This window comes from Nitrospirota bacterium (genome assembly GCA_026387665.1).
Classification (GTDB): domain Bacteria; phylum Nitrospirota; class Nitrospiria; order Nitrospirales; family Nitrospiraceae; genus Palsa-1315.
Genome location: JAPLLG010000012.1, coordinates 67,376 through 93,209 on the forward strand (window position 1 = coordinate 67,376; position 25,834 = coordinate 93,209).

23 protein-coding genes are annotated in these 25,834 nt (G+C 58.9%); all 23 read left to right on the forward strand.

Going from position 1 to position 25,834, the window contains the following annotated elements; genetic code table 11:
• The first annotated feature begins 3 nt into the window (after positions 1-3).
• The 23 genes from NT179_10500 to NT179_10610 all read left to right on the forward strand — a co-directional run bounded on the left by NT179_10500 (position 4) and on the right by NT179_10610 (position 25,802).
• Positions 4-483, forward strand: coding sequence for a hypothetical protein (locus tag NT179_10500; protein ID MCX5722439.1), 480 nt, complete (start codon positions 4-6; stop codon positions 481-483).
• Between the two features lie 243 nt (positions 484-726).
• Positions 727-2,532 (forward strand): ATP-dependent zinc metalloprotease FtsH, encoded by a 1,806-nt coding sequence (ftsH, locus tag NT179_10505; protein ID MCX5722440.1) that lies wholly within the window; start codon positions 727-729, stop codon positions 2,530-2,532.
• 7 nt (positions 2,533-2,539) lie between these two features.
• On the forward strand, positions 2,540-3,673 hold the full coding sequence (locus NT179_10510) for an MlaE family lipid ABC transporter permease subunit (GenBank protein ID MCX5722441.1): 1,134 nt from the start codon (positions 2,540-2,542) through the stop codon (positions 3,671-3,673).
• A gap of 30 nt (positions 3,674-3,703) precedes the next feature.
• On the forward strand, positions 3,704-4,537 hold the full coding sequence (locus tag NT179_10515) for an ATP-binding cassette domain-containing protein (protein ID MCX5722442.1): 834 nt from the start codon (positions 3,704-3,706) through the stop codon (positions 4,535-4,537).
• Positions 4,510-5,472 (forward strand): MlaD family protein, encoded by a 963-nt coding sequence (locus NT179_10520; protein MCX5722443.1) that lies wholly within the window; start codon positions 4,510-4,512, stop codon positions 5,470-5,472. Before NT179_10515 ends, NT179_10520 begins: the two co-directional genes overlap by 28 nt.
• A gap of 3 nt (positions 5,473-5,475) precedes the next feature.
• Positions 5,476-6,132 carry an ABC-type transport auxiliary lipoprotein family protein gene (locus NT179_10525; GenBank protein MCX5722444.1) on the forward strand — a complete coding sequence of 219 codons (657 nt, stop codon included), beginning with the start codon at positions 5,476-5,478 and terminating at the stop codon, positions 6,130-6,132.
• Positions 6,129-6,605, forward strand: coding sequence for a hypothetical protein (locus NT179_10530; protein MCX5722445.1), 477 nt, complete (start codon positions 6,129-6,131; stop codon positions 6,603-6,605). The genes NT179_10525 and NT179_10530 overlap by 4 nt, the downstream gene beginning before the upstream one ends.
• Before the next feature lie 42 nt (positions 6,606-6,647).
• Complete coding sequence (gene glgP, locus NT179_10535; protein MCX5722446.1) at positions 6,648-8,384, forward strand: alpha-glucan family phosphorylase; 1,737 nt, start codon at positions 6,648-6,650, stop codon at positions 8,382-8,384.
• Positions 8,381-9,571 (forward strand): acetate/propionate family kinase, encoded by a 1,191-nt coding sequence (locus tag NT179_10540; protein ID MCX5722447.1) that lies wholly within the window; start codon positions 8,381-8,383, stop codon positions 9,569-9,571. Before glgP ends, NT179_10540 begins: the two co-directional genes overlap by 4 nt.
• 51 nt (positions 9,572-9,622) lie before the next feature.
• Positions 9,623-11,992 (forward strand): phosphoketolase family protein, encoded by a 2,370-nt coding sequence (locus tag NT179_10545; protein ID MCX5722448.1) that lies wholly within the window; start codon positions 9,623-9,625, stop codon positions 11,990-11,992.
• Between the two features lie 66 nt (positions 11,993-12,058).
• Positions 12,059-12,583, forward strand: coding sequence for a hypothetical protein (locus NT179_10550; protein ID MCX5722449.1), 525 nt, complete (start codon positions 12,059-12,061; stop codon positions 12,581-12,583).
• A gap of 32 nt (positions 12,584-12,615) precedes the next feature.
• The gene (gene mgtA, locus NT179_10555) at positions 12,616-15,135 is read left to right on the forward strand and encodes a magnesium-translocating P-type ATPase (GenBank protein MCX5722450.1); all 2,520 of its coding nucleotides are present in this window, start codon (positions 12,616-12,618) and stop codon (positions 15,133-15,135) included.
• A gap of 153 nt (positions 15,136-15,288) precedes the next feature.
• Complete coding sequence (locus NT179_10560; protein MCX5722451.1) at positions 15,289-15,477, forward strand: DUF2892 domain-containing protein; 189 nt, start codon at positions 15,289-15,291, stop codon at positions 15,475-15,477.
• A 22-nt stretch (positions 15,478-15,499) separates the two neighbouring features.
• Positions 15,500-16,576 carry an efflux RND transporter periplasmic adaptor subunit gene (locus tag NT179_10565; GenBank protein MCX5722452.1) on the forward strand — a complete coding sequence of 359 codons (1,077 nt, stop codon included), beginning with the start codon at positions 15,500-15,502 and terminating at the stop codon, positions 16,574-16,576.
• A gap of 17 nt (positions 16,577-16,593) precedes the next feature.
• Positions 16,594-19,866 (forward strand): efflux RND transporter permease subunit, encoded by a 3,273-nt coding sequence (locus NT179_10570; GenBank protein MCX5722453.1) that lies wholly within the window; start codon positions 16,594-16,596, stop codon positions 19,864-19,866.
• 54 nt (positions 19,867-19,920) lie between these two features.
• Entirely contained in the window at positions 19,921-20,355 is a 435-nt protein-coding gene (locus NT179_10575) for an OsmC family protein (GenBank protein ID MCX5722454.1), read from the forward strand.
• A gap of 411 nt (positions 20,356-20,766) precedes the next feature.
• The gene (locus NT179_10580; protein ID MCX5722455.1) at positions 20,767-21,144 is read left to right on the forward strand and encodes a cytochrome c; all 378 of its coding nucleotides are present in this window, start codon (positions 20,767-20,769) and stop codon (positions 21,142-21,144) included.
• Positions 21,141-21,614, forward strand: coding sequence for a hypothetical protein (locus tag NT179_10585; GenBank protein ID MCX5722456.1), 474 nt, complete (start codon positions 21,141-21,143; stop codon positions 21,612-21,614). The genes NT179_10580 and NT179_10585 overlap by 4 nt, the downstream gene beginning before the upstream one ends.
• A gap of 100 nt (positions 21,615-21,714) precedes the next feature.
• Entirely contained in the window at positions 21,715-21,924 is a 210-nt protein-coding gene (locus NT179_10590; GenBank protein MCX5722457.1) for a DUF2892 domain-containing protein, read from the forward strand.
• 76 nt (positions 21,925-22,000) lie between these two features.
• A complete protein-coding gene (locus NT179_10595; GenBank protein ID MCX5722458.1) occupies positions 22,001-22,426 on the forward strand; it encodes a hypothetical protein in 426 nt (141 codons plus the stop codon).
• A 366-nt stretch (positions 22,427-22,792) separates the two neighbouring features.
• Positions 22,793-23,341, forward strand: a complete 549-nt coding sequence (locus NT179_10600; GenBank protein ID MCX5722459.1) for a ubiquinol-cytochrome c reductase iron-sulfur subunit — start codon at positions 22,793-22,795, stop codon at positions 23,339-23,341.
• Positions 23,342-23,385: 44 nt separating this feature from the next.
• Positions 23,386-24,477 (forward strand): diguanylate cyclase, encoded by a 1,092-nt coding sequence (locus NT179_10605; protein MCX5722460.1) that lies wholly within the window; start codon positions 23,386-23,388, stop codon positions 24,475-24,477.
• Positions 24,474-25,802 (forward strand): cytochrome b N-terminal domain-containing protein, encoded by a 1,329-nt coding sequence (locus tag NT179_10610; GenBank protein MCX5722461.1) that lies wholly within the window; start codon positions 24,474-24,476, stop codon positions 25,800-25,802. Before NT179_10605 ends, NT179_10610 begins: the two co-directional genes overlap by 4 nt.
• The last annotated feature ends 32 nt before the right edge of the window (positions 25,803-25,834 follow it).

A 25,834-nucleotide genomic window follows, 5' to 3' on the forward strand; every position in this document is an offset into this window, starting at 1 on the left:
GCAATGGGGACTTCTCTTCTTATATGGCTCCATCTTCTCGCGGCGATCAGCTGGATCGGCGGGACGATATTTTTGTCGCTAGTGCTGATGCCGGTGTTCAAGCGCGAACCGTTCACCGCTCAGAGACCCCTGCTCTTTCGAGCCGTCGCCAGGCGGTTTCGCATAGTGGTCTGGGGCGCAATCACGGTTCTTTTGCTCACGGGGCCTTTGTTGTTGCATCAGAGGGGGATCTCCCTCAGTGATCCATCGAGTTGGCCGATGATTTTGACGGTGAAGCTGGGGCTCGTGACGTTTCTCTTGTTCTTGACCCTGACCCACGACCTTGTTCTCGGGCCGCTCGTCGGGAAGATCGCGCAGTCCCCAGCTGAGAGCCGAACCAGGTTCGAGCAAGCCCTGGTTCAGTGGTCTCCTTGGGCTGCACGGTTCTCTCTCGTATTGACGTTGGGGATTTTGTTTGCCGCGGTCCTGCTGGTGCGGTCTTAGCCCTGATATCTGCTTGGGCCTGTAGCTATATGCCACAGGGGAAATTGGGGGCACTGTAGCAGGACTCCCCCTGGCTCCCTTTTCATCTGTCCAATTTCACTCGAAACACTCAATATTCCTCTGGAAGTCTCCAGCTCTGAGAAGCTCTCCCAGGGCCCCTTCTTTGCAGTTCTAATGCAAGGTTGAGGGCGGCGAATTGTTTCAGCCTCCCGCAATCTTGCGATATCGGAGGATCTCATCTCTATGCCGGTGAATAAGAAAATCTCTTTTTCGATTTGGTATGTCTTTCTCGCCATCTGGGCCGTCATCCTCGTGCACGATTTCATCCATGCACTGCAGAAGCTGGAAGAGCTTCCCTATAGCGAATTCAGGACTCTCGTGGCGGCTGGTAGCGTGGCGGAAGTCACGGTCACTCATCAGACCTTGACCGGGAAGCTGAAGCCGGAAGAGGGCTCCAAAGAGCAGAAGTTATTCACGACCATCAGGGTCGAGGACCCGGATCTCGTTAAAGAACTGAATGCGCATCACGTGAAGTTCACCGGAGTAATTGAGACGACGTTCGTGAGGGACCTCCTCTCCTGGCTGTTGCCGACGCTGGTCTTCGTCGGGATCTGGTTTTTTATCTTCCGGCGTCTCGGGCAGGGCCAGGGCGGGTTCATGACGGTGGGGCAGTCGAAGGCGAAGATCTATGCGGAGAAGGATACGAAGGTCACCTTCGCCGATGTGGCAGGTGTGGACGAAGCCAAGGATGAACTGCGCGAGGTGATTGAGTTTCTGCAGACGCCGGAAAAGTTCACACGTCTGGGAGGCAAGATTCCGAAAGGGATCTTGCTCGTCGGCCCGCCGGGAACCGGCAAGACGCTTCTGGCCCGAGCCGTGGCGGGAGAGGCAGGGGTCACGTTCTTCAGCATCAGCGGGTCCGAGTTCGTGGAAATGTTCGTGGGGGTCGGGGCAGCCCGCGTGCGGGATCTGTTCGAGCAGGCCAAGGTCAAGGCCCCCTGCATTATTTTTATCGACGAATTAGATGCGATCGGGAAGGCTCGCGGGATGGGACCCATGGCGCATGAGGAGCGGGAGCAGACGCTCAATCAATTGCTGGTTGAGATGGACGGCTTCGATCCCCGTATCGGCGTCATTCTCATGGCGGCCACCAACCGGCCTGAGATCCTGGATCCAGCATTGTTGCGGGCCGGCCGGTTTGACCGCCAAGTATTGGTCGATCGACCGGACAAGATCGGCCGTCTGGCCATCTTGCGGGTCCATGCAAAGCAGGTGGTTCTTGGTCCCGATGCCGATCTCGAGGTGATTGCCGGGATGACGCCGGGATTTTCCGGGGCCGACCTCGCCAATATCATCAACGAGGCGACGCTCTTGACCGTTCGCCGTGGCAAGGAGCAGGTGGGGCTTCCGGAATTGCAAGAAGCGGTGGAGCGGGTCGTGGCAGGGCTGGAGAAGAAGAACCGGGTGCTCAACAAGATGGAGAAGGAGCGGGTCGCGCACCATGAAGTGGGCCATGCCTTGGTGGCCCTGTCGCTTCCCGGAGCAGACCCGATCCAGAAGATCTCGATCATTCCTCGAGGGATTGCCGCGTTGGGCTATACCCTGCAGCTCCCGACCGAGGATCGTTTTTTGATGGCCAAGACGGAGTTGGAGAATAAGATCGCCGTCTTGCTCGGAGGACGGATTGCGGAAGAATTGATCTTCGGCGAGGCGTCCACGGGAGCGCAGAATGATTTGGTCAAGGCGACGGACATTGCCAAGAGCATGGTCAAGTCCTACGGGATGAGCGAGAGGCTGGGGACCGTCACGTTGGAGCGTGAGCGCCAGCCTCTCTTTATGCAGATCCAGCTCTCCCAGGAGAAGGGCGACTATTCGGAGGAGACTGCCCGCGAGATCGACTGTGAAGTGCGCCGCATCATCGATGAGCAATACGAGCGGGTGAAGTTGCTGCTGGCGGAACAGAAGGCCTCGCTTCGTGAAGGGGCGAAGCAGTTGCTCGAGCATGAAGTGATCAGCGGGGCGGATCTCAAGACCATTATGGAAAAATAGGATCGTGATGTCTCTGTCAGCATCGGTACAAGGGGAACGGGCGAGCCTCACGATCAGACAGGACGAGGCCCTGCACTGTACCGGACCATGGACGCTCCAGCACCTGCCGGATCTCGAACGGGCGGTGGCTCTCCTGCCGTGGCCCCGGTCGAGTGAGCTGCTGTGCGATGCAGGTCGCATCACAGCCATGGACACGGGGGGAGCCGTGATGCTGTACCGAATGGTGATGCAACTCCGTCAGCAGGGGCGGCAAGTGTCGGTTGAAGGGTTGCGTGCTGAGTTTGCCGAGCTGCTTCGCATGGTGTCTGCCAATTGGGATCGCATCGAGGTCGCTCCAGCGACGAAAACCGGGCGGATGGAACAGTTTCATCGAATGATTTCTGGGCAGGCTAAGCAGGCTGTGAGGGCGCTGGGGTTCGTCGGCGAGAGCACGGTCGGGGTCTGGCGATTGCTGAAGAGGCCGTCACTCATTCGTTGGCGGGCGCTGTTGAGAAGTCTTGAGCTGGATGGGTTCAATGCATTGCCCATCACGGGGCTACTCGCCTTCTTGATCGGGGTGGTGATTTCCTATCAGGGGGCGGAGCAGTTGCGGAAGTTCGGCACCAATATTTTCGTGGTGGATCTGGTCGGGATCTCGTTGTTGCGAGAGATCTCTCCGCTGATCGTCGCTATTCTGATCGCCGGCCGTTCCGGTTCGGCCTATGCGGCGCAGATCGGGACGATGAAGGTGACGGAGGAACTGGACGCGGTTCAGACGTTAGGCCTGTCGCCGATGCAATTGTTGGTGCTGCCTCGGGTTTTTGCGTTGATGCTCATCTTGCCGTTGCTCACGGTCTATGCGGATGGGCTGGGCGTGTTCGGCGGCATGTTGATCGCCTCGAATCAGCTCCATGTCAGTTTTACCGAGTTTGTGATGCGCTTTGAAGAAGCGGTGGCCCTGCGGCACTTTCTCATCGGAATCGGAAAGGCGCCGTTCTTTGCCATTATCATTGCGCTGGTGGGCTGCTATCAGGGGTTTCAAATCCGAGGGGGTGTGGATGATGTAGGGCGGCACACGACCACCAGCGTCGTGCAAAGTATCTTCCTGGTCATCGTGTTCGACGCATTGTGCAGCATTCTGTTGAGTTGGTGGAATTTATAACGATAATCACAGGCACGAGGCAGGGGGCGAATGGTTAACTCTGAGTTACAGGTTGCGACGCAGGCGGCTGTGCCGATCATTGAGGTCTGCCACGTTTCCACTCGATTCGGAGAAGCGGTCGTGCACGAGGATGTGAGTCTCACGATTCTGCAGGGGGAGATCTTTGCCATTGCCGGAGGGAACGGGTGCGGGAAATCCACGTTGATGCGAGAGATCGTCGGACTGCAAGAGCCGACCTCAGGGTCCACGCGGCTTTTCGGAGTGGACAGCCAGTCGTTGCGCGATGGACAACCGCAAGAGAATCATCGACGGTTTGGCGTGATGTTTCAGCAGGGCGCGTTGTTCAGTTCGCTCACGTTGGCGGAGAATGTTGCGGTGCCGCTGAAAGAGCACACGCAGCTGAGTCCGGAAATGATTCATGACATTGTCGCGCTGAAGATTGCCTTGGTAGGTCTGCCGTCGGAGAGCGCCACAAAATACCCGAACGAGCTCAGCGGGGGCATGCGGAGACGGGCCGCCCTCGCGCGGGCCATCGTGATGGACCCGGAGTTGTTGTTCTTGGATGAGCCGACTGCCGGGCTGGATCCAATCATGGCGGCGGGGTTCGACGAGTTGGTGATGCAGTTGAAAGCGTTATTGGGATTGACAGTGGTGATGGTGACCCACGATCTCGATTCGCTCTGGCGCATTTCAGACCGTGTCGCGGTGCTAGGCCACGGAAAGGTGCTGGGCATCGGCACCATGCAGGAATTATCGCGCTCGAACGATCCTCTGATTCGTGAATATTTCCATGGTCCGCGCGGGCGGGCGGCGGAAAGCCAACACAAAGAGGGAACATGGAACCCAGAGTCAACTACGTTGTAGTCGGAGTATTTGTCGCAGCCTTGGGGGCGGCGGTCTTGCTGGTCGTCCTTTGGTTGGGGAAGTCCGATTACCGGGGGATCTATGACCGGTATTATGCCTACACGCAGGAATCTGTCGCCGGGTTGAGCGTCAACTCGACGGTAAAATACCGGGGGGTCGACGTCGGGCGCGTGAAGGATATCGTGTTGAATCCGGAGAATCCTGAAGAGGTCCGGTTGACCCTCGATATTCTTCACGCCACACCGGTTAAAACGGATACGGTTGCGGTACTCGAAACGCAAGGGCTGACGGGACTGGCCAGAGTCAATCTGAACGGAGGAAGTCGAGAGTCGCCGGCCCTGGAGGTGGCGCCGGGCCAGAAGTATCCGGTCATCAAGACAGGTCCCTCGCTGTTTTTTCGCATCGACATGGAAATTTCTCGCCTGCTCGCTGATCAGGGCCTGACAAAGCTGCTCGCTAACGTGAATACGCTCAGTCAGAATGCGACGGATGTGGTTGGTGAAGAGAATCGGGCCGCGCTCAGGCAGATCCTGAAAGATTTCGCTGAACTGACGCAGGCACTTGCCGTGCGCGGCGCTGAAGTGGAGAAGGGCATACACAGTGCTTCGCAAGCGGCGGAGCATGTCGCGATGATGACCGAAACAATGAACAAACAGATGCCCGCCTTGTTAGAGCGAGTCAATAAAAGTGCCGCGGCGCTCCAGATCATGACCGAGGAATTGGCTCGCACGGGAAAGGCTGTGAGGTCGGTTCTCCAAGAAAGCCGTCCGGATATTGAACAGTTCACCCGACAGACGTTGAGCGAGACGGGCGCACTGGTGACCGAACTCCGGGCACTCACGGGAACGTTGCAGCGTGTGGCGCGTCAACTGGAGCAGGAGCCGAGTTCGCTCGTGCTGGGAACGAAGACTCCCCAGCGAGGACCGGGAGAGTAGCCGATGAGGACGATGCAGGTGCGGCTATATAGGTTGATGGGAATCGGGATTGTCTTGCTGGCACTGGCTGGTTGTCTGTCACTTCCGCGTGAAGAGAGACCAATCCATACGTTCATCTTGAGCCTGGGCAGCCCGGCAAGAGGGGCTGCTTTCTCTGAAGGAAAACCAGGAGCCGGGATTCTCGTCGTGAACGTGCCGGTGGCACGGCCAGGGTTCGAGACGCCACGGATGGCCTATACGCAGCGGCCCTATGAAATGAGCTATTACGCGACCCATCAATGGGCGGACCCCCCGGCCAGGATGATGACCCCCTTACTCGTTCAGGTCCTGGAACAGACGGGCGCGTGGCGCGCCATTGTCCCGATGCCGACATCCGTGCGGGGCGACTATCGGGTAGATATCGACCAGGTGGAACTCATACAGACATTTTTGCAGAAACCGAGTCAGATGCGCGTCGCGTTGCGAATACAAATAATCAAGCTGCCTGACTATCTGGTGCTCGGCACCCGCCTGTTTGACGTGGTGGAAGAGGCGGCGAGTGAGGATGCCTATGGCGGGGCGGTGGCGGCAAATTTGGCAGTCAATAGGCTCGTAAAGGAGGTGGCCGGCTGGCTGAGCGGTTGTGTCTCCGGCGGCCAGGGGCTTGGCTGTTCACGATGAAGCAATCGCTCAAGACCGGCTTCAGCTTTGGATTGACGTCCGGTGTGATCACGACGCTCGGCCTGATGGTCGGGCTGCATGCCGGAACCCATTCCAGGCTTGCGGTCATCGGCGGCATTGTGACCATTGCGGTGGCCGATGCCCTGTCTGATGCGCTGGGCATTCATATTGCGGAGGAGTCTAAAAACAATGGGGCCGTGTCTGAAATCTGGGAAGCCACCATTGCCACCTTCGTGGCCAAGTTCCTGATTGCGCTGACCTTTGTCGTGCCGGTGCTCTTGCTGCCGCTGGAGGAGGCCATGACGGTGAGCGTGGGATGGGGACTCGTGCTGCTCGCGGTGCTGAGCTACCTCCTGGCGCGGGCCCAGCAGATCTCGGCTTGGACAGTCATCGCGGAGCATTTAGTCATTGGCGTCAGCGTGATCGCGATCACGCATTATGTGGGCGACTGGATTCATTCGACGGTGAGTTAGTTCGTTTACAGTGCCACGCGGATGTCACTGAAGGGACCATTGATGGTGCAGCCCCCGCTCGTCGCGTACTTTTCTATGGAGATCGGCCTTGAGTCCGGGATGCCGACCTATTCGGGAGGGCTTGGTGTGCTTGCCGGCGACACGATTCGCTCGGCTGCGGATCTCGACGTGCCGATGGTGGCGGTGTCCTTGCTGCATCGGCGAGGGTACTTTTTTCAGCGTCTGGATGCGCACGGTCAGCAAAGCGAGGAGCCTGTCGCCTGGCCGGTCAATGATTTCGCGGAATTGATCGACGAGCGCGTCACGGTCGACATCGAAGGTCGTACGGTCCATGTTAGGGCCTGGCGGTATCGAGTAACAGGTGAGTCTGGCTCTGTCGTTCCCGTGTATCTGCTCGATACCGATGTGAGTGAGAATCAGCCCTGGGACCGGACCCTCACCGATGTGCTCTACGGAGGCGACGACCATTATCGTTTGTGTCAGGAGGTAGTGCTGGGGATCGGGGGGCTCCGCCTGCTGCGGGCGCTCGGATGCCGGGACATTCTCCGGTTTCATATGAATGAGGGGCATGCCGCCTTGCTCGTCCTCGCGCTGGTGGAAGAGAAACTGGCTGTCCAGGGCCAGTCGGAATCCGTATCGGCCGATCTCATTGAAACTGTTCGTGAACAGTGCGTCTTTACGACCCATACTCCCGTGCCGGCAGGGCACGATCAATTTTCAGAGGAACTTGCCAGGCAGGTATTAGGAGAGCATCGATGGGCCAGGCTGAAGGCCTGCGGCATCGAGCAGCGGTTGAATTTGACGCAACTGGCCCTGCGGGGCTCCCGGTATGTCAACGGGGTGGCGATGAAGCATGGGGAGGTCTCGCACAGCATGTTCCCCGGCTATCCGATCCATTCCATTACCAACGGAGTTCACGCGGTCACGTGGACCGCTCCCTCGTTCCAGAAGCTCTTCGATACCCATCTGCCGGACTGGCGGCGCGATCAACTCTCGCTGCGCTATGCCGTGGGCATTCCCACCTCGGACATCTGGGCGGCGCATGTGGAAGCCAAGCGTACCTTAGTCGAACATGTGAATCGGGAGTCGAACGCGGGCTTCGATCGCGAGGTGTTGACGATCGGATTCGCCCGTCGATTCGCAGCCTACAAACGTGCCGGTCTGATTTTTCAGGATCTCGACCGGCTCAAAAAGATTGCTCGAGAGGTCGGGCCGATCCAGATCGTCTTTGCCGGCAAGGCGCATCCGCACGATCGCGATGGCAAGGACCTGATCGCGCACATCCATGAGATGGGTGATGCGCTGCAGGGCGTGGTCGCGGTGTCCTATCTGACCAATTACGACATGGAGGTGGCCAAGATGCTCTGTGCCGGTGTCGATGTGTGGCTCAATACACCGTTGCCGCCGATGGAGGCATCAGGGACGAGCGGGATGAAGGCGGCGATGAACGGGGTCCCGAGCCTGAGCGTGCTGGACGGCTGGTGGATCGAGGGCCATCTCGAAGGTGTAACCGGCTGGTCGATCGGCGATCGGGTGGAGGCCTGCCTGGAGCCTCAGTCCGGGATGGACGCCTGTCACGCAGCGGAACTTTATAGAAAATTGGAAGAGAAGGTCTTGCCCTGTTTTTATAAGGAGCAAGAACGCTTTATCGAGATCATGCGGCACGCGATTGCATTGAACGGAGCGTTTTTCAATACGCAGCGCATGGTCGCACAGTATCTCCACGATGCCTATCGATTGGGGCAAGCGCCTGTGCAGCAGAGCCCGGGGTCGGCATGAGCCCCTCACATGGTTTCATCTTGACCATCAATGGCGGATCGTCGAGCCTCAAGTGTTCGCTCTTCCAAGTTGCTCCTCCTCTCACTCGTGTGGTGTCCTGCCTGGCCGATCGAATCGGGTTTCCGGAGGCAACGCTGACCCTTACGGACGTGGCCAGCGGTAACAGCGAGCGCAGGACGATCCAGGCCGCGCATCACAAGGATTGTGTCGATCCGCTCATCGCCTGGCTGAAGCAGAAGATCACGATCACAGACCTTGTGGCCATCGGGCATCGCGTGGTGCACGGAGGACAACGTTATCGCGAGCCGCAGCGCCTCACTCCGGAAATCATGGGTGAACTGCGCCGGCTCAGTCCCTACGATCCGGAACATCTGCCTGCCGAGATCGAGCTGATCGAGACGTTTGGCGCGCGCTATCCAGCGCTCCCGCAAGTCGCTTGCTTCGACACTGCCTTTCACCGCGACATGCCGCGTGTCGCACGTCTCTTGCCCATTCCCAGACGATACGAGGCCACCGGTGTGCAGCGCTATGGGTTTCACGGCCTGTCCTATGCCTACTTGATGGAGGAACTCAGGCGTCTTGCGCCTCATGAGGCGCAGGGTCTGGTCATCCTGGCTCATCTAGGAAATGGGGCGAGCATGGCGGCGGTGCGCGGGGGCAAGAGCATTGATACGAGCATGGGATTTACGCCCACAGCGGGGTTGCCGATGAGCACTCGTTCAGGCGATCTCGACCCGGGGCTCGTGTCCTATTTGTCGAGAACGGAAGGCATGACCGTGGAGCAGTTCCATACGATGGTCAATCAGCAATCGGGGTTGCTTGGGGTCTCGGAGACCAGTTCAGACCTGCGGGACCTCTTGGCCAGTGAAAGCCACGATTCACGTGCGGCTGAAGCCGTGGCACTCTTCTGCTACCAGGCCAAGAAGTGGATCGGCTCATTTGCCGCTGCCTTGGGCGGGCTTGATACGCTGGTTTTCAGCGGCGGTATCGGTGAGAACTCGTCGGTTATCCGATCGCGCATCTGTGAGGGACTGGAGTTCCTCGGCGTCGCAGTGGATGAGGCTTCCAACAGAGCGGGCGCCTCAGTCATTTCGAAGGAGGGCAGCGGCGTCACCGTTCGTATGATCCCTACGGATGAAGAAAGTCAGATTGCCCGTTCCGTCCTTCAACTGCTGGACGAGACGTAGGGGCCGTAACGTGGAAGAGTCAGCCGCCTAGTTTAGCATGACGAGGAATCAATGAATCAGACCAAGAAGAAACCGCTGAGCTCAGACCTGCTCGGAAATATGCACGCCTATTGGCGAGCGGCGAATTATCTCTCCGTGGGGCAGATTTATCTCTACGGCAATCCCTTGCTGAAGAAGCCGCTCACGCTGGCCCATATCAAGCCGCGCTTGCTCGGCCACTGGGGTACGACGCCGGGGCTGAACTTCGTCTATGTCCATTTGAACCGTATCATTAAGAGATACGATTTGAACGTCATGTATGTCACAGGGCCGGGCCATGGTGGACCGGGGCTCGTGGCGAACGCCTATTTGGAGGGCACCTATAGCGAGGTCTATCCGAGCATCTCGCAAGATGAACAGGGGATGAAGCGGCTCTTCACCCAGTTCTCGTTTCCCGGCGGCATTCCGAGTCACGTCTCACCGGAGACACCGGGGTCTATCCACGAGGGCGGCGAGTTGGGGTATTCGCTCTCGCATGCGTTCGGCGCGGTGTTCGACAATCCGGATCTGCTCGTCGCCTGTGTCGTGGGCGATGGGGAAGCGGAAACCGGCCCGTTGGCGACCAGTTGGCATTCGAACAAGTTTCTGAACCCTGTGCACGACGGTGCCGTGCTGCCGATCCTGCATTTGAACGGGTACAAGATCGCCGGCCCCACGGTGCTGGCGAGGCTTCCGCACGACGAATTGGAATCGCTCTTCATCGGCTACGGCTACCGCCCCTATTTCGTCGAGGGCGATGAGCCGATGACCATGCATCAACAGATGGCTGCCACCCTCGACGCGGTCGTGGCTGACATCAAAAAGATTCAGCGCGACGCACGGACCAAAGGATTTAAAAAACGGTCTCGGTGGCCGATGATCGTCCTGCGTTCACCGAAGGGCTGGACAGGGCCGAAGATCGTGGATGGGAAGCGGGCTGAAGGCACATTCCGTTCGCATCAAGTGCCGATGGGTGACATGGATAAGCCCGGTCACATCAGAATTCTTGAGCAGTGGATGAAGAGTTACAAACCGGAAGAACTCTTTGACAAGACCGGCACACTCATCCCTGAATTGGCGGATCTAGCACCGACCGGCCCCTTCCGCATGAGCGCCAATCCCCACGCCAACGGCGGTCTCTTGCTGCACGACCTGCACCTGCCAGATTTCCGCGATTACGCTGTAAAGGTACCGAAGCCCGGGGCAGTGGAGGGCGAAGCCACACGCGTCCAAGGCGAGTTTATTCGTGATGTGGTCAAATCGAACTCCACCAATTTCCGTGTGTTCAGCCCGGATGAGACAGCCTCAAACCGCTGGGGTGCGGTATTCGAGGTGACGAACCGATGCTCGACCGCCGAGATCATTCCCGGCGACGATCATGTGGCGCCGGATGGCCGCGTGATGGAAATGTTGAGCGAGCATCAGTGCGAAGGCTGGCTCGAAGGCTATCTCTTGACGGGCCGCCACGGCATGTTCTCCTGCTATGAAGCCTTTATCCATATCGTCGATTCAATGTTCAATCAGCATGCCAAGTGGCTCAAAGTATCGAATCAGATTCCCTGGCGGCGGCCGATTGCGTCCTTGAATTATCTTTTGTCGTCGCATGTGTGGCGGCAGGACCACAACGGGTTCAGCCACCAGGACCCGGGGTTCATCGACCACGTGGTGAACAAAAAAGCCGAGGTCATCCGGGTCTATCTCCCGCCTGACGCGAACACCCTGTTGTCCGTCACCGACCATTGTCTGCGCAGCCGCAACTACGTGAACGTGATCGTGGCCGGCAAGCAACCGGCCCTCCAGTGGTTGAATATGGACGCCGCGATCAAACACTGCACCGCCGGCCTTGGCATCTGGCCATGGGCTAGCAACGATCAGGGATGCGAGCCTGATGTCGTGATGGCCTGCTGCGGTGACGTGCCGACGCTCGAAACGTTAGCCGCCGTCGAGTTGCTCAGGAAGTTTTTCCCCGGTCTGAAAATTAGGGTGATTAATGTGGTGGACTTGATGAAACTCCAGCCTCAGCGCGAGCACCCTCACGGGTTGAGCGACAAGGAGTTCGATAGCCTGTTCACAACTGATAAGCCAATCATCTTCGCGTTTCATGGCTATCCCTGGCTGATTCATCGCCTGACCTATCGACGGACGAACCACAAGAATTTGCATGTGCGCGGGTATAAGGAGGAAGGTACGACCACCACTCCCTTCGATATTACGGTGATGAATGATCTCGACCGGTTCCACCTGGTCGGTGATGTGATCGACCGTCTGCCCCAGTTGGGATCCCGGGCTGCCTATGCCAAGCAAACCCTCGGTGAGAAACTCATTGAGCATAAGCAATACATCTCGGAGCACGGGGATGATCTGCCGGAGATCCGCAATTGGCGATGGAGTGGAAAGGGATGAGGGCTGCGTTGTGTTGTGCAAAGGAACGAGCGTGGAGATGGAAGTCATTCAGTGGAAGGAAGGGCTATGATGGCACTGGGCGAAACCGATCTCGACGCAACGTACGAGCGCCTTCTCACCCTCTGGACCTCCGGGGTGCGGGACTATCACACGATGCTCTCCGACTACCTCACGGCCCATTCTATTTTTGTCGCGGTGATCGGACTAATCCTGTCGCGGGAGCGCGTGGCCTTCTCCTTCACGGTACTGATTGTGCTGCTCTGTGTCTTCGGGGTTCTCCTCTGCCTTCAAATGGCGATCGTCCTCGGCCGGTTGTCAGGTCAGAATGCCCTGTGGGAGTGGCGACTGAGAGGAGTCGAGCAGGAGCCTGAGTGGCATGCGGAGCAGCTGGTGACCAGTCTCCACCGGCTTCATGAGCTCCGGCAGCCGATTGAGGATCGACGGAACGAGCCCCCGGTGTTTGAGCCGAACTGGGCCTTCCGCCAGCATCGTCAGTGGTGGGCTCATCGCGCCATCAGCTTCCCGTGGTTTTTCGGGAGCGTGTACGCGTTGCTGCTGGTGTGGAGCGTGACAAAATTGCTGAACGCCTGAGCCGTAGGTTGCCCGAAAGGATCGCTCTGACGATGTCTGATGCCTGGAGTTTTTGGAGCCGTCCATCGGCCGAGGTGATGCAGCAGCTGGAGACGGTTCCCCAGGGACTCTCCGGCGATGAGGCGCGGCGACGTCATGTGCGCGATGCACATCTCTTGTTGAAACCGAAGAGCCGGCTGTCCACCTATCAGCTGTTATTCCGGCAATTTACCAGTCCGATCATCCTCATTCTCCTGGGTGCCGCGGGGCTGGCCTTCTTTTTGGCGGACCGGAGCGACACGGCGATTATTCTCATGATCGTGCTCGTCAGTGGCCTGCTCGGGTTCTGGCAGGAACGGAGCGCGAACCAAGCAGTGGCCAGCCTGCTCGCGATCGTGCAGATCAAAGCCGATGTATGGCGGGACGGAATCCAGGTCGCTGTGCCGGTTGAAGAGGTCGTGCCGGGCGATGTCGTGCTGCTCAGGGCTGGCGATACGATTCCCAGCGATTGTCTCCTGCTTGCATCCAAAGATCTGTTCGTGGACGAGGCGACGCTCACAGGCGAGACCTATCCCGTCGAGAAAGTCTGCGGCCTCCTGTCAGCCGATAGTCCCCTGGCTCGACGGACGAATAGTCTCTTTCTCGGGACCCATGTCGTGAGCGGAACCGGTACGGCGGTCGTGGTGCACATTGGATCGGACACGGAATTCGGGAAGGTCTCCGGCCGGCTACAGCTCAGGCCGCCCGAGACGGAGTTCGAGCGAGGCATTAGGCAATTCGGTTATTTACTGCTGGAAGTGACCATCGTGTTGGTCGTGGCCATATTTGCGGTCAACGTGTATCTGGCCAGGCCTGTGCTCGAAGCCTTTCTGTTCTCTTTGGCCCTCGCGGTGGGCCTCACCCCGCAGCTGCTGCCGGCCATCATCAGCATCAATTTGGCCCATGGGGCCAAGCGGATGGCCCAACAGAAAGTGATTGTGAAGCGATTGGCCTCGATCGAAAATTTCGGGAGCATGACCGTTTTCTGCTCGGACAAGACCGGGACATTGACCGAAGGGCTCGTCCGGCTGAAGGCCGCCTACGATATCGCGGGCAACCAGAGCGAGAGGGTGCTCTTGCACGGCGGGCTCAATGCGAGTTTCGAAACCGGATTTCTCAACCCGATTGACGAAGCCATCCGTGCCGCTCGCTCGTTCGATCTCACCCCCTATCGAAAATTGGATGAGGAGCCCTACGACTTCGTGCGCAAACGGTTGTCGGTGTTAGTCGCGACGCCGACCATCCATCTCCTGGTGACCAAGGGGGCTCTGGCGAATGTCTTGGCGGTCTGTTCCACCGCTGAGACTGCGGACGGTACCTTGGTCGAGTTGGCTGTCGTGCGGGAGACCATCCTTGCGCAGATGGCGCAGTGGTCTGCCAAGGGATGGCGGGTGCTCGGGCTTGCGTCTCGCGAGATGGGTGCACAAGAGGGCATGACCAAGGACGATGAGGCGGGCATGACGTTCCTGGGATTCCTCGTGTTCGAAGATCCGATCAAGGCCGATGTCCCGGGCACCATCGGCCGTCTCAAGGACCTGGGCGTCAGCCTGAAGATCGTGACCGGCGACAATCGCCTCGTTGCGGCCTATGTCGGTCAGGCGATCGGCTTGTCGAATGGGCACCTCTTGACCGGTGAAGACTTGCGGCAGATGAGTGATGAAGCGCTGGTGTCGCGCGTGAATGACGTCCATGTGTTTGCCGAGGTCGAGCCGAATCAGAAAGAACGGATCATCCTGGCGTTGAAAAAGGCAGGCCACGTGGTCGGGTATGGGGGCGACGGCATCAATGATGCCTCGGCCTTGCACGCGGCGGACGTCGGCGTGTCCGTCGAAAGCGCGGTGGACGTGGCGAAAGAAGCGGCGGATATCGTGTTGCTGGAAAAGGATCTTGGCATCCTTGTCGAAGGCGTGCAGGAGGGGCGGAGGACGTTCGCCAACACCTTGAAGTATGTTTTTATGGCGACCAGCGCGAACTTCGGCAACATGTTCAGCATGGCGGGGGCGTCGCTCTTTCTGTCCTTTCTGCCCCTGCTGCCCAAACAAATATTATTGACCAATCTTCTGACCGACATTCCGGAAATGACCATCGCCGGTGATCGCGTGGATGAGGAGCTGATCGATCGGCCCAGACGGTGGAACATCGTCTTCATTCGAAAATTCATGCTCACGTTCGGCTTGGTGAGCTCCATCTTCGATTATCTTACATTTGGTGTGCTGCTTTGGTTCCTGGAAGCCGGGGTCGAGGAATTCAGGACCGGGTGGTTTGTGGAGTCGGTGATCTCCGCCTCGGTCATCGTGCTGGTGGTCCGGAGTCGTCGGCCGTTCATGCGCAGCCGACCGAGCCGTGGTCTGCTGGTTGCGACGCTCGCGGTGGTGGGCCTGACGCTGCTGCTGCCCTATACGCCGTTACGAGGGCCGCTAGGGTTCGTGCCGTTGCCGGCATCGTTTCTGGTTGCCTTGTTCTGTATCGTTGTCGGGTATATCGGCGTGGCCGAGGTGGCAAAGAAGATCTTTTACCGGCGTGTCCTCTATTGACGAGGGTTGTCGCTGTGACAGCGTTCTACGGCAGCCTTTTGATAGGACTGACTATGGTCGAGGAGACGACTTTCACAACAGGGAATGAACGGCCGGTGAATCCTTTCCCGCTCTCGTCGATCATACAGGTAGAGTAAATCGGGAGGTGATTCGATGAAGCTCAATGAATGGTTGCGGCTGATTGCCGGTCTCTTTGTCCTCTTGGCGGTTGTGCTGGGGGCCGTTGTTCACCCCTATTGGAATTATGTTGCGGCGTTTGTGGCGCTGAATCAGATCCAGTCCGCCTTCACCGGCTGGTGTCCGATGATGGCCTTCTTGCGCAGGCTGGGCGTGCAGGAGTGAGTAGGAGGATGGATCGTTGTCTATGGATATCGTGACTCAGCAGAAAGAAAAGGTCGCCATGTGCCGGCTTGTGCTCGTCCTAGCGACCTCGGTCCTTTTCTCGGCCTGCAACTCCCGGGAGGAGCCGGTCCAGCCGGGGCAGCCTTTGACAGCCCCTGCGTCGATCCAGGCGGTAGTGATACAGGTGGAGACGGTCCAAGTTCCGCTCCGCGTCGAAGTGACGGGGCAGATCACAGCCGTGGCGCAGGCGACGTTGTCGAGCCAAATCCAATCGACCGTGGAAAAGTTGCTGGTGCGGGAGGGGACTGCTGTGAAGAAGGGCCAGACGCTGGTGGTCCTCGACAGCCGTGATGTACGGGCAGAACTCGCCCGGGCGCAAGCAGAGTCTGAGAATGCCCTCGCGCATCTGGCTCGGATGAAGCAACTGTACGGCGAGGATGCGGTGTCGAAGCAGGAGAAGGAGAATGCCGACCGTACGTTCAAAGTGGCCGAGGCCAGTCGACGGGCCGCCCTCACGAAGGTGAGCTACACGATCGTCACGGCGCCCTTCGACGGAGTCATCACGGAAAAGAAGATCGAGGCCGGCGAGATCGCATCCCCGGGACAGCCGCTTCTCAAAATGGAAGACCCGCAACGATTACGATTAGAGGCAACGGTGGCGGAAGGGGATCTCCAAGCTCTCTCGCGCGGCGAGACGATTCCTGTGACGATCGATGCGCTCGGCTCCAAGACCCTCTCCGGCACGGTGGCGCAAATCCTTCCGGTGGGCGATCCTGCGACCCATACGTTCCTGGTCAAAGTCGAGTTGCCGCCCACGGCGGGGCTCAAAACCGGGATGTTCGGGCGCCTGTTGCTGGATAAGGGAACCGGTCAGACGTTGGTCGTGCCTCGCGCTGCCGTGATCGAGCGCGGCGAGCTCACAGGGATCTATATCGTCGGCCCTGATTCGTTGGCCCGCCTCCGCTGGGTGAAGTCGGGACGCGCGGTGGGCGAGTCGATCGAGATTCTGTCCGGAGTGACAGCCGGAGAACGGCTCCTGGCGAACGCCAGTACAGGCATCGAGGGAACCCGGATCGAAATCGTGAAGGGTAAGGAGTAAAGGGTCAATCATTGGCTATGCCCCACGTCGGTTTCTCAGGCCGCCTGGCCGGTCTGTTCATCGGGAGTAAGCTCACGCCCCTGATTTTATTGGGGGCCCTGTTGCTCGGCCTGTTCGCCGTCGTCGTCACCCCGCGAGAAGAAGAGCCGCAAATCGTCGTGCCGATGGCCGATGTCTTCCTGTCGTTCCCCGGCGCATCCGCGAAGATCGTCGAGGAACAACTCACCAAACCTTTCGAGCGCAAGATCTCCGAGATTCGAGGGGTCGAATATGTCTATTCGATCTCGCGGCCAAACGGCGCGCTGATCATCGTGCGGTTCTATGTCGGCGAGCCGATGGAGCAGAGCCTCGTCGATCTGTACGATAAGCTCATGTCCAACCAGGAACTGCTCCCGCCCGGCGCAGGCCCCTTTCTCGTGAAGCCGCGGGACATCAATGACGTGCCCATCGTCACGGTGACGCTGTCCAGCGACCGCTACGGCGATGCCCAGCTCCATCAATTGGCCGAGCATGTGCTCGAACAGGTGAAGAAGGTGCCGGGGACCGCGGGCGGATTTTTCGTCGGCGGGCGCCCTCGTGAACTGCGTATTCAGATCGACCCGGCCCGTATGCGCGCGTATGGGGTGACGCCCCTCGATATGGCCGGCGTGATTAGGGGAGAAAATCTGGCGCTGCCGGCCGGCCGCTTCCAAAGTCAGAACCGCGAATATGTGTTGGCAACCGGCCGCTTCATCCGTTCTCGCGAAGATCTCGAAGCATTGGTCGTGGGCGTCCGCGATGGCAGGCCAATCTATCTCCGGCAGGTTGCGGACGTGATCGACGGCCCTTCCGACGTCACGCGATATGTCTGGTTCGGCCTGGGAGCCGGGGGGGATCGTAAGACGGGAGACGTGAAACGTGACGCACAGGAAGAGTCTCCTGCCGTGACCGTGGCGGTGGCCAAGCAGCGGGGCATGAATGCTGTCACCGTCACTCGCGAGGTGCTCCGCACCGTCGAGGAGCTGAAGGGCACGATCATTCCGTCCGACGTGCGGGTTACGGTCACGCGCGATTACGGCGAGACGGCCGATGAGAAGGCGAACGAACTGCTCTGGCATCTACTGATCGCCGTCGCGGCGGTGGTGCTCTTTCTCGGGCTGACCCTGGGTATGCGGCCGGCGATGGTCGTGTCGCTGGCGATACCCGTGACCATCGCCCTCACGCTCTTCACCTCTATGCTGATCGGCTACACCATCAACCGGGTCACGCTCTTCGCCTTGATCTTTTCGATCGGCATCTTGGTCGATGACGCCATCGTCGTGGTGGAGAACACCTATCGGCACCTTACCCTGCGCCGCCGTCCCCACCTCGAGGCTTCCATCTATGCCGTGGACGAAGTGGGGAATCCCACGATCCTGGCCACTTTCACCGTGATCGCGGCCCTCCTGCCGATGGCCTTTATCTCCGGCCTGATGGGACCTTACATGCGGCCGATTCCGGTCAATGCGTCGATCGCCATGTTCTTTTCCTTACTGGTCGCCTTCGTCGTCGTGCCCTGGTTCTGCCAGACCTGCTACCGGGAAGGCGCGGTGATGAAGGGCCTGGAGCATGACGATGCGGTAGGGGGCTGGACCTATCGGTTTTATCAACGGGTTCTCACGCCGTTGCTCAATCGCCCCTGGCTGGCTTATACGTTCCTGGGCATGATTGTACTGCTGCTGTTCGCGTCGGTGGCGCTGTTCTATACGAGGAGCGTGACGGTCAAAATGCTCCCCTTCGACAATAAGAGTGAATTGCAGTTGGTCGTCGATATGCCCGAGGGCACCACGTTGGAAGAAACCGCGCGGGTGACGAAGGCCGTGACTCAATACGTGCGCGCGGTTCCCGAAGTACGCGACTACCAGGCCTATGTCGGGACGGCTTCGCCTTTCAACTTTAACGGCCTGGTCCGTCATTACTATCTCCGCGAGGGGAGCCATCAAGCCGATATTCAGATCAATCTGGTGGCCAAGGATCAGCGGTCGGCGCAGAGCCACGAGCTCGCCAGGCTGGTGCGGCCTGCCGTGCAGGAGATCGGCCGCCGGTTCGGCGCGAACGTGAAGGTGGTGGAAGTGCCACCGGGGCCTCCCGTGCAATCGGTGCTGGTGGCGGAAGTCTATGGACCGGACTACGATCGGCAACGGGCTCTGGCCAAAGATATTCGAACCATGTTCGAGGCCACTCCCGGTGTAGCGGATGTGGACGACTTCATGGAGCACGACCAAATTAAATATGTTTTCACGGTTGATCATGCGAAGGCGGCCTTGGCAGGGGTCCCCTCGGACGACATCGTGAAGACGTTGCGTATGGCGCTGGGCGGGGACAAGATCGGCCTGGTGCATATTCCCAAGGAGAAGAGTCCTGTCCAGATCGTCTTGCGGCTGCCGCAGGCGGAGCGGACCGGGCTAGAGCATCTCGGAGAAATTTCCGTGCGGCGGCCGACCGGTGAAATGGTGCAGCTGTCGGAGCTTCTACGGTTGGAACAGACGATCGAAGAGACAGCCATCTATCATAAGAATCAGAAGCCGGTGGTCTATGTCGTCGGCGATGTCGGAGGGGCCGGTGCGGAGAAGGCGGAGAGCCCCGTCTACGGGGTACTCGGTATCGGCGACCGGCTGAAAGCCTATCGTCCGCCGGAAGGCTATGAGATCGAGCAGCATTACGCGATGGCGCCCTGGTCCGAGAGTCGGCTGGCGGTGAAGTGGGACGGGGAATGGCAGATCACCTATGAGACATTCCGGGACATGGGGATCGCGTTTGCCCTCGCCATGCTGCTGATCTATCTCTTGATCGTCGGTCAGTTCCAGTCGTTTCTCACGCCGCTCGTCATCATGGCGCCCATTCCCCTGACGTTGATCGGAATCGTACCGGGGCATTGGCTCACCGGCTCGTATTTTACCGCCACGTCGATGATCGGGTTCATCGCCTTGGCGGGCATCATCGTGCGCAATTCGATTCTGCTGGTGGATTTCATCGAGCTGCAACGGGGCGAGGGCTGGCCCTTGCAGGAAGCGGTGATCCGGGCCGGAGCCATCCGCACACGCCCGATTCTCTTGACCGCGGCGGCGCTGATGGTCGGGGCCTTCGTCATCATCCTCGATCCGATCTTTCAGGGGCTCGCGGTATCGCTGCTGTTTGGAGTCGGCGCGTCGACCCTGCTGACGTTGGTCGTGATCCCGGTTCTGTACGTCAGCCTGATGAAACGGTCGAGTCCTCATGGGACGACAGAGGCAGATGGCGAGAAGCAGGTGGCTGCGACGAGCGAGCCGTGAAACATGCATCGTGAAACGTACGAGCGAGAATCCAAGCAGAGAGGGGAAGGAGCCATGGAAACAAGACCGAAGTCCTATACCTATCACATGGCGGTGAAATGGACAGAGCAGCGCAAGGGAGTCATCTCCTGTGCGGGAAAACCGGATATCCAGGTGGCGACGCCGCCGGAGTTCAAGGGGCATGAAGGCATCTGGTCGCCAGAGGATTTCTTCGTTGCGTCCGCCAACATCTGTTTGATGACAACGTTCTTATCAGTGGCGGAGCGAGCAGGTCTGGCCTTTACCTCCTACGAGAGTGCGGCTGAAGGAAAGCTGGAATTGGTCGAGGGGAAGTTTCAGTTCACGGCTATCACGTTGAAGCCGATCATTACGCTTCCGGCCAACGCCGATGTTGCCAAAGCGAAGGAGCTGATCGAGAAAGCCGAAGCGAACTGCCTGATTTCCAGCTCTATGAAGGCGAGAGTGAGCTTGGAGCCGACCATCCGATAGCAGGATGCTAAAAACGTCTGCCAGTCTGTCTTGTGCATTTGGTCTGTTTGGCCTGTCTGGTTTGTTTGGTTGCATGAGCCTAACCAGATGGACCAAATAAATTTGATAACCAGCCAGACCGGGTTTGTCTAGACGTGCAGGCCATCGAAGTTCTGTTCTGCCGAAACGGTTTTCCCGCACCCCGCTAGTCTCTCTCCTCTGTGGCGTCTTGCGACAGTGACCGGATTCTCTGCGGGGTCTTTCTCGCCAGTTACGGCGATCTGTCGGCGTAATCCGCGGGTCTTCTTTCTTAACATATTGTTTGTACAGATGTTTAGCCATGCACAATTCCATGCCTGACTGGCATCTCACTCGCAAAGAGTTATAGAGGATGAGAGTGAAGAGGCATCTTACTGTGATGGAGGCGGTGCGATGAAAGCTATATTGGTCGGTCTCGCGGTTGTGGCGATGGCCGGAGGAAGCCTGAGGGAGTTGAATGTATCTCAGCCGGAGCGTGATGTGCTCAGCGGCAGAGTGATCTATTCGACGATCTGCATCCGTTGTCACGGAGTCGAGGGGAAAGGGGATGGGTCGATGAAGTTCACGCCTCCGGTCGCTGACCTCACGTCCCCGGCGGTGCAAGGGAAGCTGGATGCGAGGTTGTTCAAGAGCGTGCATGACGGTAAGCCGAATACCGCGATGGGAGCCTGGAGGGAAGCACTCACGGACGATGAGATTTGGGATGCGCTCGCCTATGTGCGAACGCTGGCGCCTGAGCAAACTGGCGGCATGGGAAGCGGGCTCCGATGAGGTCGAATCTCTGCCGGGTCGTGTTGGGGCTGTGGATCGTGACGATTGTGGTGGCTGGATGGTTTTTCGTGCAGGGGTGGACGACGGCTGGCACGGATGGACGGATGCAAATTGTCTTAGCGCCGGCAGAGCGAGACCTGATCCTGGGCGAGATGCGGATGCTCCTGAAGGCGGTCCATGGCGTGGTCACAGGTTTGGCTGGCCAGGATCAGGCGGCAGATCGAACACAGATTGAAATGGCGGCCCGATCGGGGGGAATGGGCATGGCGGCGGACGTGAATCCGGCGCTCATGGCGAAATTGCCGCTTCCGTTCAAACAGATGGGCATGTCGATTCATAAAGACATGGATGCCCTCGCGGATGCGGTTGTCCAGAAAGAGACCCCGCAACAGATTCTCCAGCGCCTCTCCAGCATGACTGTGCGCTGCACGACGTGCCATGATTTGTATCGATTCGGAGTGGAGAAGTAGCGGTCAGCTTTCAGTGATCAGCCCGACAGCCTCTGAGTCCGAGCGCTGATGGCTGAAAGCTGTGGGCTGATAGCCTCAGCACAATCAAGGAGGTGCAGTCATGACATGCAATGTAGGGGGAATTGAACGGCCGATCCGGATCATTCTGGGGATTGCGTTGCTCGGGATCGGAGCTTTTGCGGAGTTGCCCCCGGTAGGAACCGGTGTCACATTGGTTGTCGGGACGATCGCCCTGATCACGGGCGCGATCGGCTTTTGCCCGGCCTGGACCTTGCTGGGAATCAATACCTGCCAGACGAAGAAGGGATGAGGAGCGCTGTCAGCGAGCCGTACGACGAGACAGTGATCTTGAAAGTGTTGGGTATTGTGACGTTGGAGAAGCCGGCATGAACACAGTATCTGCCCCGTTTTCTATGCGAGTGTGCCAGCTTACGAAGCTGGGGATGCTGGCGCTGACGGGGCTGTTGCTCACGGCCTGTGTCGGCGGTCCGGCGGATCGAGCGGATGCCGTAAGGATGGCGGATGTCTTGAAGGGCAAGACGAAGCAGGATCTCCTTGCCTGTGCCGGTGCGCCGCGAAGGGAGAGCCTGTCGCAGGGGCTGATCACGATGGTCTATCAGGAGGAGGCCGAGCTCGTTGAACGCTCCATCCCTGGCGCGAAGTCGAGCGGGGCACGGAGCATCCCGCATAGTTGCCGGGCAACCGTTATCCTCAAGGATGGTCGCGTGACCGATGTGCGATTCGAGTCGGTGCCGGAATGGATAGGGGCTGAGAACCATTGTGAGGAGATCTTCCTGCGCTGTGCCCCATAAGGGTGGCCGTCTAGTCGGAGCATTGGGCTGCTGCAGCCCTTGCAGGATATTCCGTGTGAGCGTAGCATTTGCACAGGCCTGTCGGTTGAACGTGCGTGGAGCGGGAACGGCGGTTGCGGTGATCATCTCTGCCACAATCTCTAACAGGCTGCGGGGAAGCTCGGTTGATACGAAAAACATGGCCAAAGTAGTCCATACGGTGCTGGGGTCAGCACAACCTCAGGATGCTCAAAAAGGCCGTCCAGCAAGGCTGCAGGCGAGTCTAAACCGGAGGCGTACCCTCAGGGGTACGTTGAGGATTTTGATGAGCCGCGAACGAAGCTGGCGGACTTTTTCAGCATACTGCTAAAGGATCATCGGAGGAATATGGTGAGTGAGCAACCGGGGAGTCCTGAAGAGGGAGGGGACCATACGCCTGTCGGTTCGAGGCGGACGTTTTTTGGTTGGGTGACGAAGGTTGCGGCAGGGCTGGTCGGGTTCGGGCTCGCGATTCCCTTGGCCGGCTATGTGATCTCGCCCGCGTTGCGGCGTCGAGCCCAATCGTGGGTTGAGGTCGGTCGGCTCGATGCTTTGCCGGAGGGAGAGCCGACGCAGCTCGACTATGTGACGATCGCCAGAGACGGGTACATGGAGGCCAAGACCCAGAAGGCTGTCTGGGCAGTTAAACAGCCGGGCGGAGCTGTCACCGTGTTTGCGCCGCTCTGCACGCATCTGGGCTGCGGCTATCACTGGGATACGACGGACCGGCAGTTCAAGTGTCCCTGCCATGGAAGCGTCTATGATGTGACAGGAGAGGTCTTGGCTGGCCCGGCTCCCCGTGCCTTGGACCGTTTGCCGACGAAAATCGAAGCGGGCCGCCTGCTCGTCATGTACAAAGAGTTCAAGTCCGGACGGAAGGACATCGTTGAACTGTAACAGAGGTCAAGCTTCTGAAAGGCTGCATGGCTGAAGCAGGCGATATGCCGGTGACGAGAAGCTTATGCGATCAACTGCAGATCACTGCAGCGGAGCTGCAGACGAGGCGGGCGTTTCTTTCATTTGGCGAGCTAGACGCGCAAAATCTCGTTGAGATCCATGACGTGATTGCCTCCCATATCGACGAGCTGACCGGGGAATTCTACGGCCATCTCCTGCAATTCGAGGAACTGCGCGAGATCCTGTCAGACCGGAAGCTTGTGGACCGACTCAAGTGGGCGCAGCGCCAGTACTTGCTCAGCCTTGGGCAATCCGCCGCCGGGGTAGAGTATGCGGAGGGGCGGCTGCGAATTGGATTGACGCATGAACGGGTCGGGCTGAAGCAGAAATGGTACTTAGGCGCGTACAACAAGCTCTTCGAATTGATCGTGCAACGGCTGACCGCTCGTTATCCGGAAGACGCGCTCAGGCTCTCCTCGCTGATCCTCACGTTGAACAGGATCGTTACCCTCGACGAGATCTTTGTGGTGGAGACCTACTATCGGGCGACGACGCAACGGTTGGAGGCCAGTTTGGGGCAATTGAAAGGCACCCACCGGCAGCTTGAAGACCTCTCCAGGCAGGACTCGCTCACGCCGGTGAACAACCGGCGCGCGCTGATGGAGGCGCTGGCGTTGGAATTTCACCGGAGCCGGCGGTACCGGCATCCCTTCGCTCTGTTGTTTCTGGATGTGGACCACTTCAAGAAAATCAATGACCGGCATGGGCATGTATTTGGCGACCATGTGCTGCTCCACGTGGTGCAGCTAGCCAGGGGAATCATCCGTCCGCCTGACATCATCGGCCGCTATGGCGGTGAGGAGTTTCTGATCGGGTTGGTGGAGTGTGAGCAGGCCGGAGCGTTGCAGATTGCCGAGCGCATCAGGCTGAAAATCGCACAGGATCAGTTCGTGTGGGAGCAGCAGTCCACTGCGGTGACGGTCAGCATCGGGGTGGTGATGTTATCTCCGGATATTGACCAAGTCGAGACGCTCATTGCGCGGGCGGATCAAGCGATGTATCACGCCAAGCGCGGGGGGCGGAATCGAGTCGAGTTGTACCACGAAGCCTGCGCGACGAAGGGTCAGCCAAAATGATGCGAAACACCCTCTATGCATGGCTCGACCGCCGCTTGAACCTCAAGTCGGTCGAACGGACCCTGCTCGACGAGCCGATTCCAGGCGGCGCCAGCTGGATCTATGTGTTTGGCTCGGCCACGCTCTTTCTCTTTCTGCTCCAGGCCATCACCGGCATGTTCCTCGCGATCTATTATGCGCCGACGCCGGACCATGCCTACGACAGCATCCAGTTCATTGAAGAACAGGTTTCGTTCGGCGCGTTCGTGCGCGGGCTCCATCACTGGGGCGCGTCGGGGATGGTGGTCGCGATCGGGCTGCATATGCTGCAGACGTTTTTGTATGGAGCCTATAAGCCGCCGCGCGAAGTGATGTGGATGGTCGGCGTGGTGCTCTTTCTCATCGTGATGGCGTTCGCCTTCACCGGCTATCTGTTGCCGTGGGACCAGACGGCCTACTGGGCGACGCAGATCGGACTCAACATGGTGGGCACCGTTCCGCTGGTCGGGGAGTTCCTGATGAAAGTCATGCGGGGCGGGGAGTTGTTGGGGGCCCTCACCTTGTCACGCTTTTTTGCCGTCCATGTCTTGTTTCTGCCGGCCCTGCTGATCGCCTTGATCGCCGCGCATCTCTTTATTCTGCGTCGTGTGGGGCCGGCCGGGCCCTGGACGGATGAGCGGGCGTCGCTCAGCCGCGAGACATTCTATCCTCGGCAGGTCTATATGGACGCGGTGGTCATGCTGGCGGTCTTTGCCATCCTGTCGAGCCTGGCGCTGCTGGTGCCCTTTCCCTTGACCGACAAGGCGAACCCCTCCGACACGAGTTTTGTGCCGGTGCCGGAATGGTATTTCCTCTTCTACTACGAGTTATTGAAGTATGTGCATGGGCCGTTGGAACCCTTAGCGACGTGGGTGTTGCCGCTGGTCGTTGTGCTCGGCCTGTTCTTCTGGCCCTTTATCGATAGGAATCCGGTGCGCAACCCGATCAAGCGCCCTGCGGCATTGGTCTCGGGAGTGCTGTTTCTCCTCGTGGTCTTTTCCTTGCTGGGCATTTCGCTCAAGAACCTCTATGCCGTGCCGCGTGTGGATCCGGCTCTTGCGCGCGGGCGCGCCCTCTTTAGTCAATTCGGCTGCGCCGGCTGTCATCGTATTCACGGTGAAGGGGGCGCGGTGGGGCCAGACCTGTCCTACGTCGGCGATAAGAGGCCTGAACGAGAATGGCACCTACAACATTTTCGAGATCCTCAGTCTGTATCGCCCGGGTCGTTCATGCCGAAATTTCCGTTGGACGATAGGCAACTGAACGATGTGACGAGCTATATGTTGAGCCTCAAGCGAATCTCATAGGCTAAGGTTCAATCTGACTGCGTGAGCGCGCC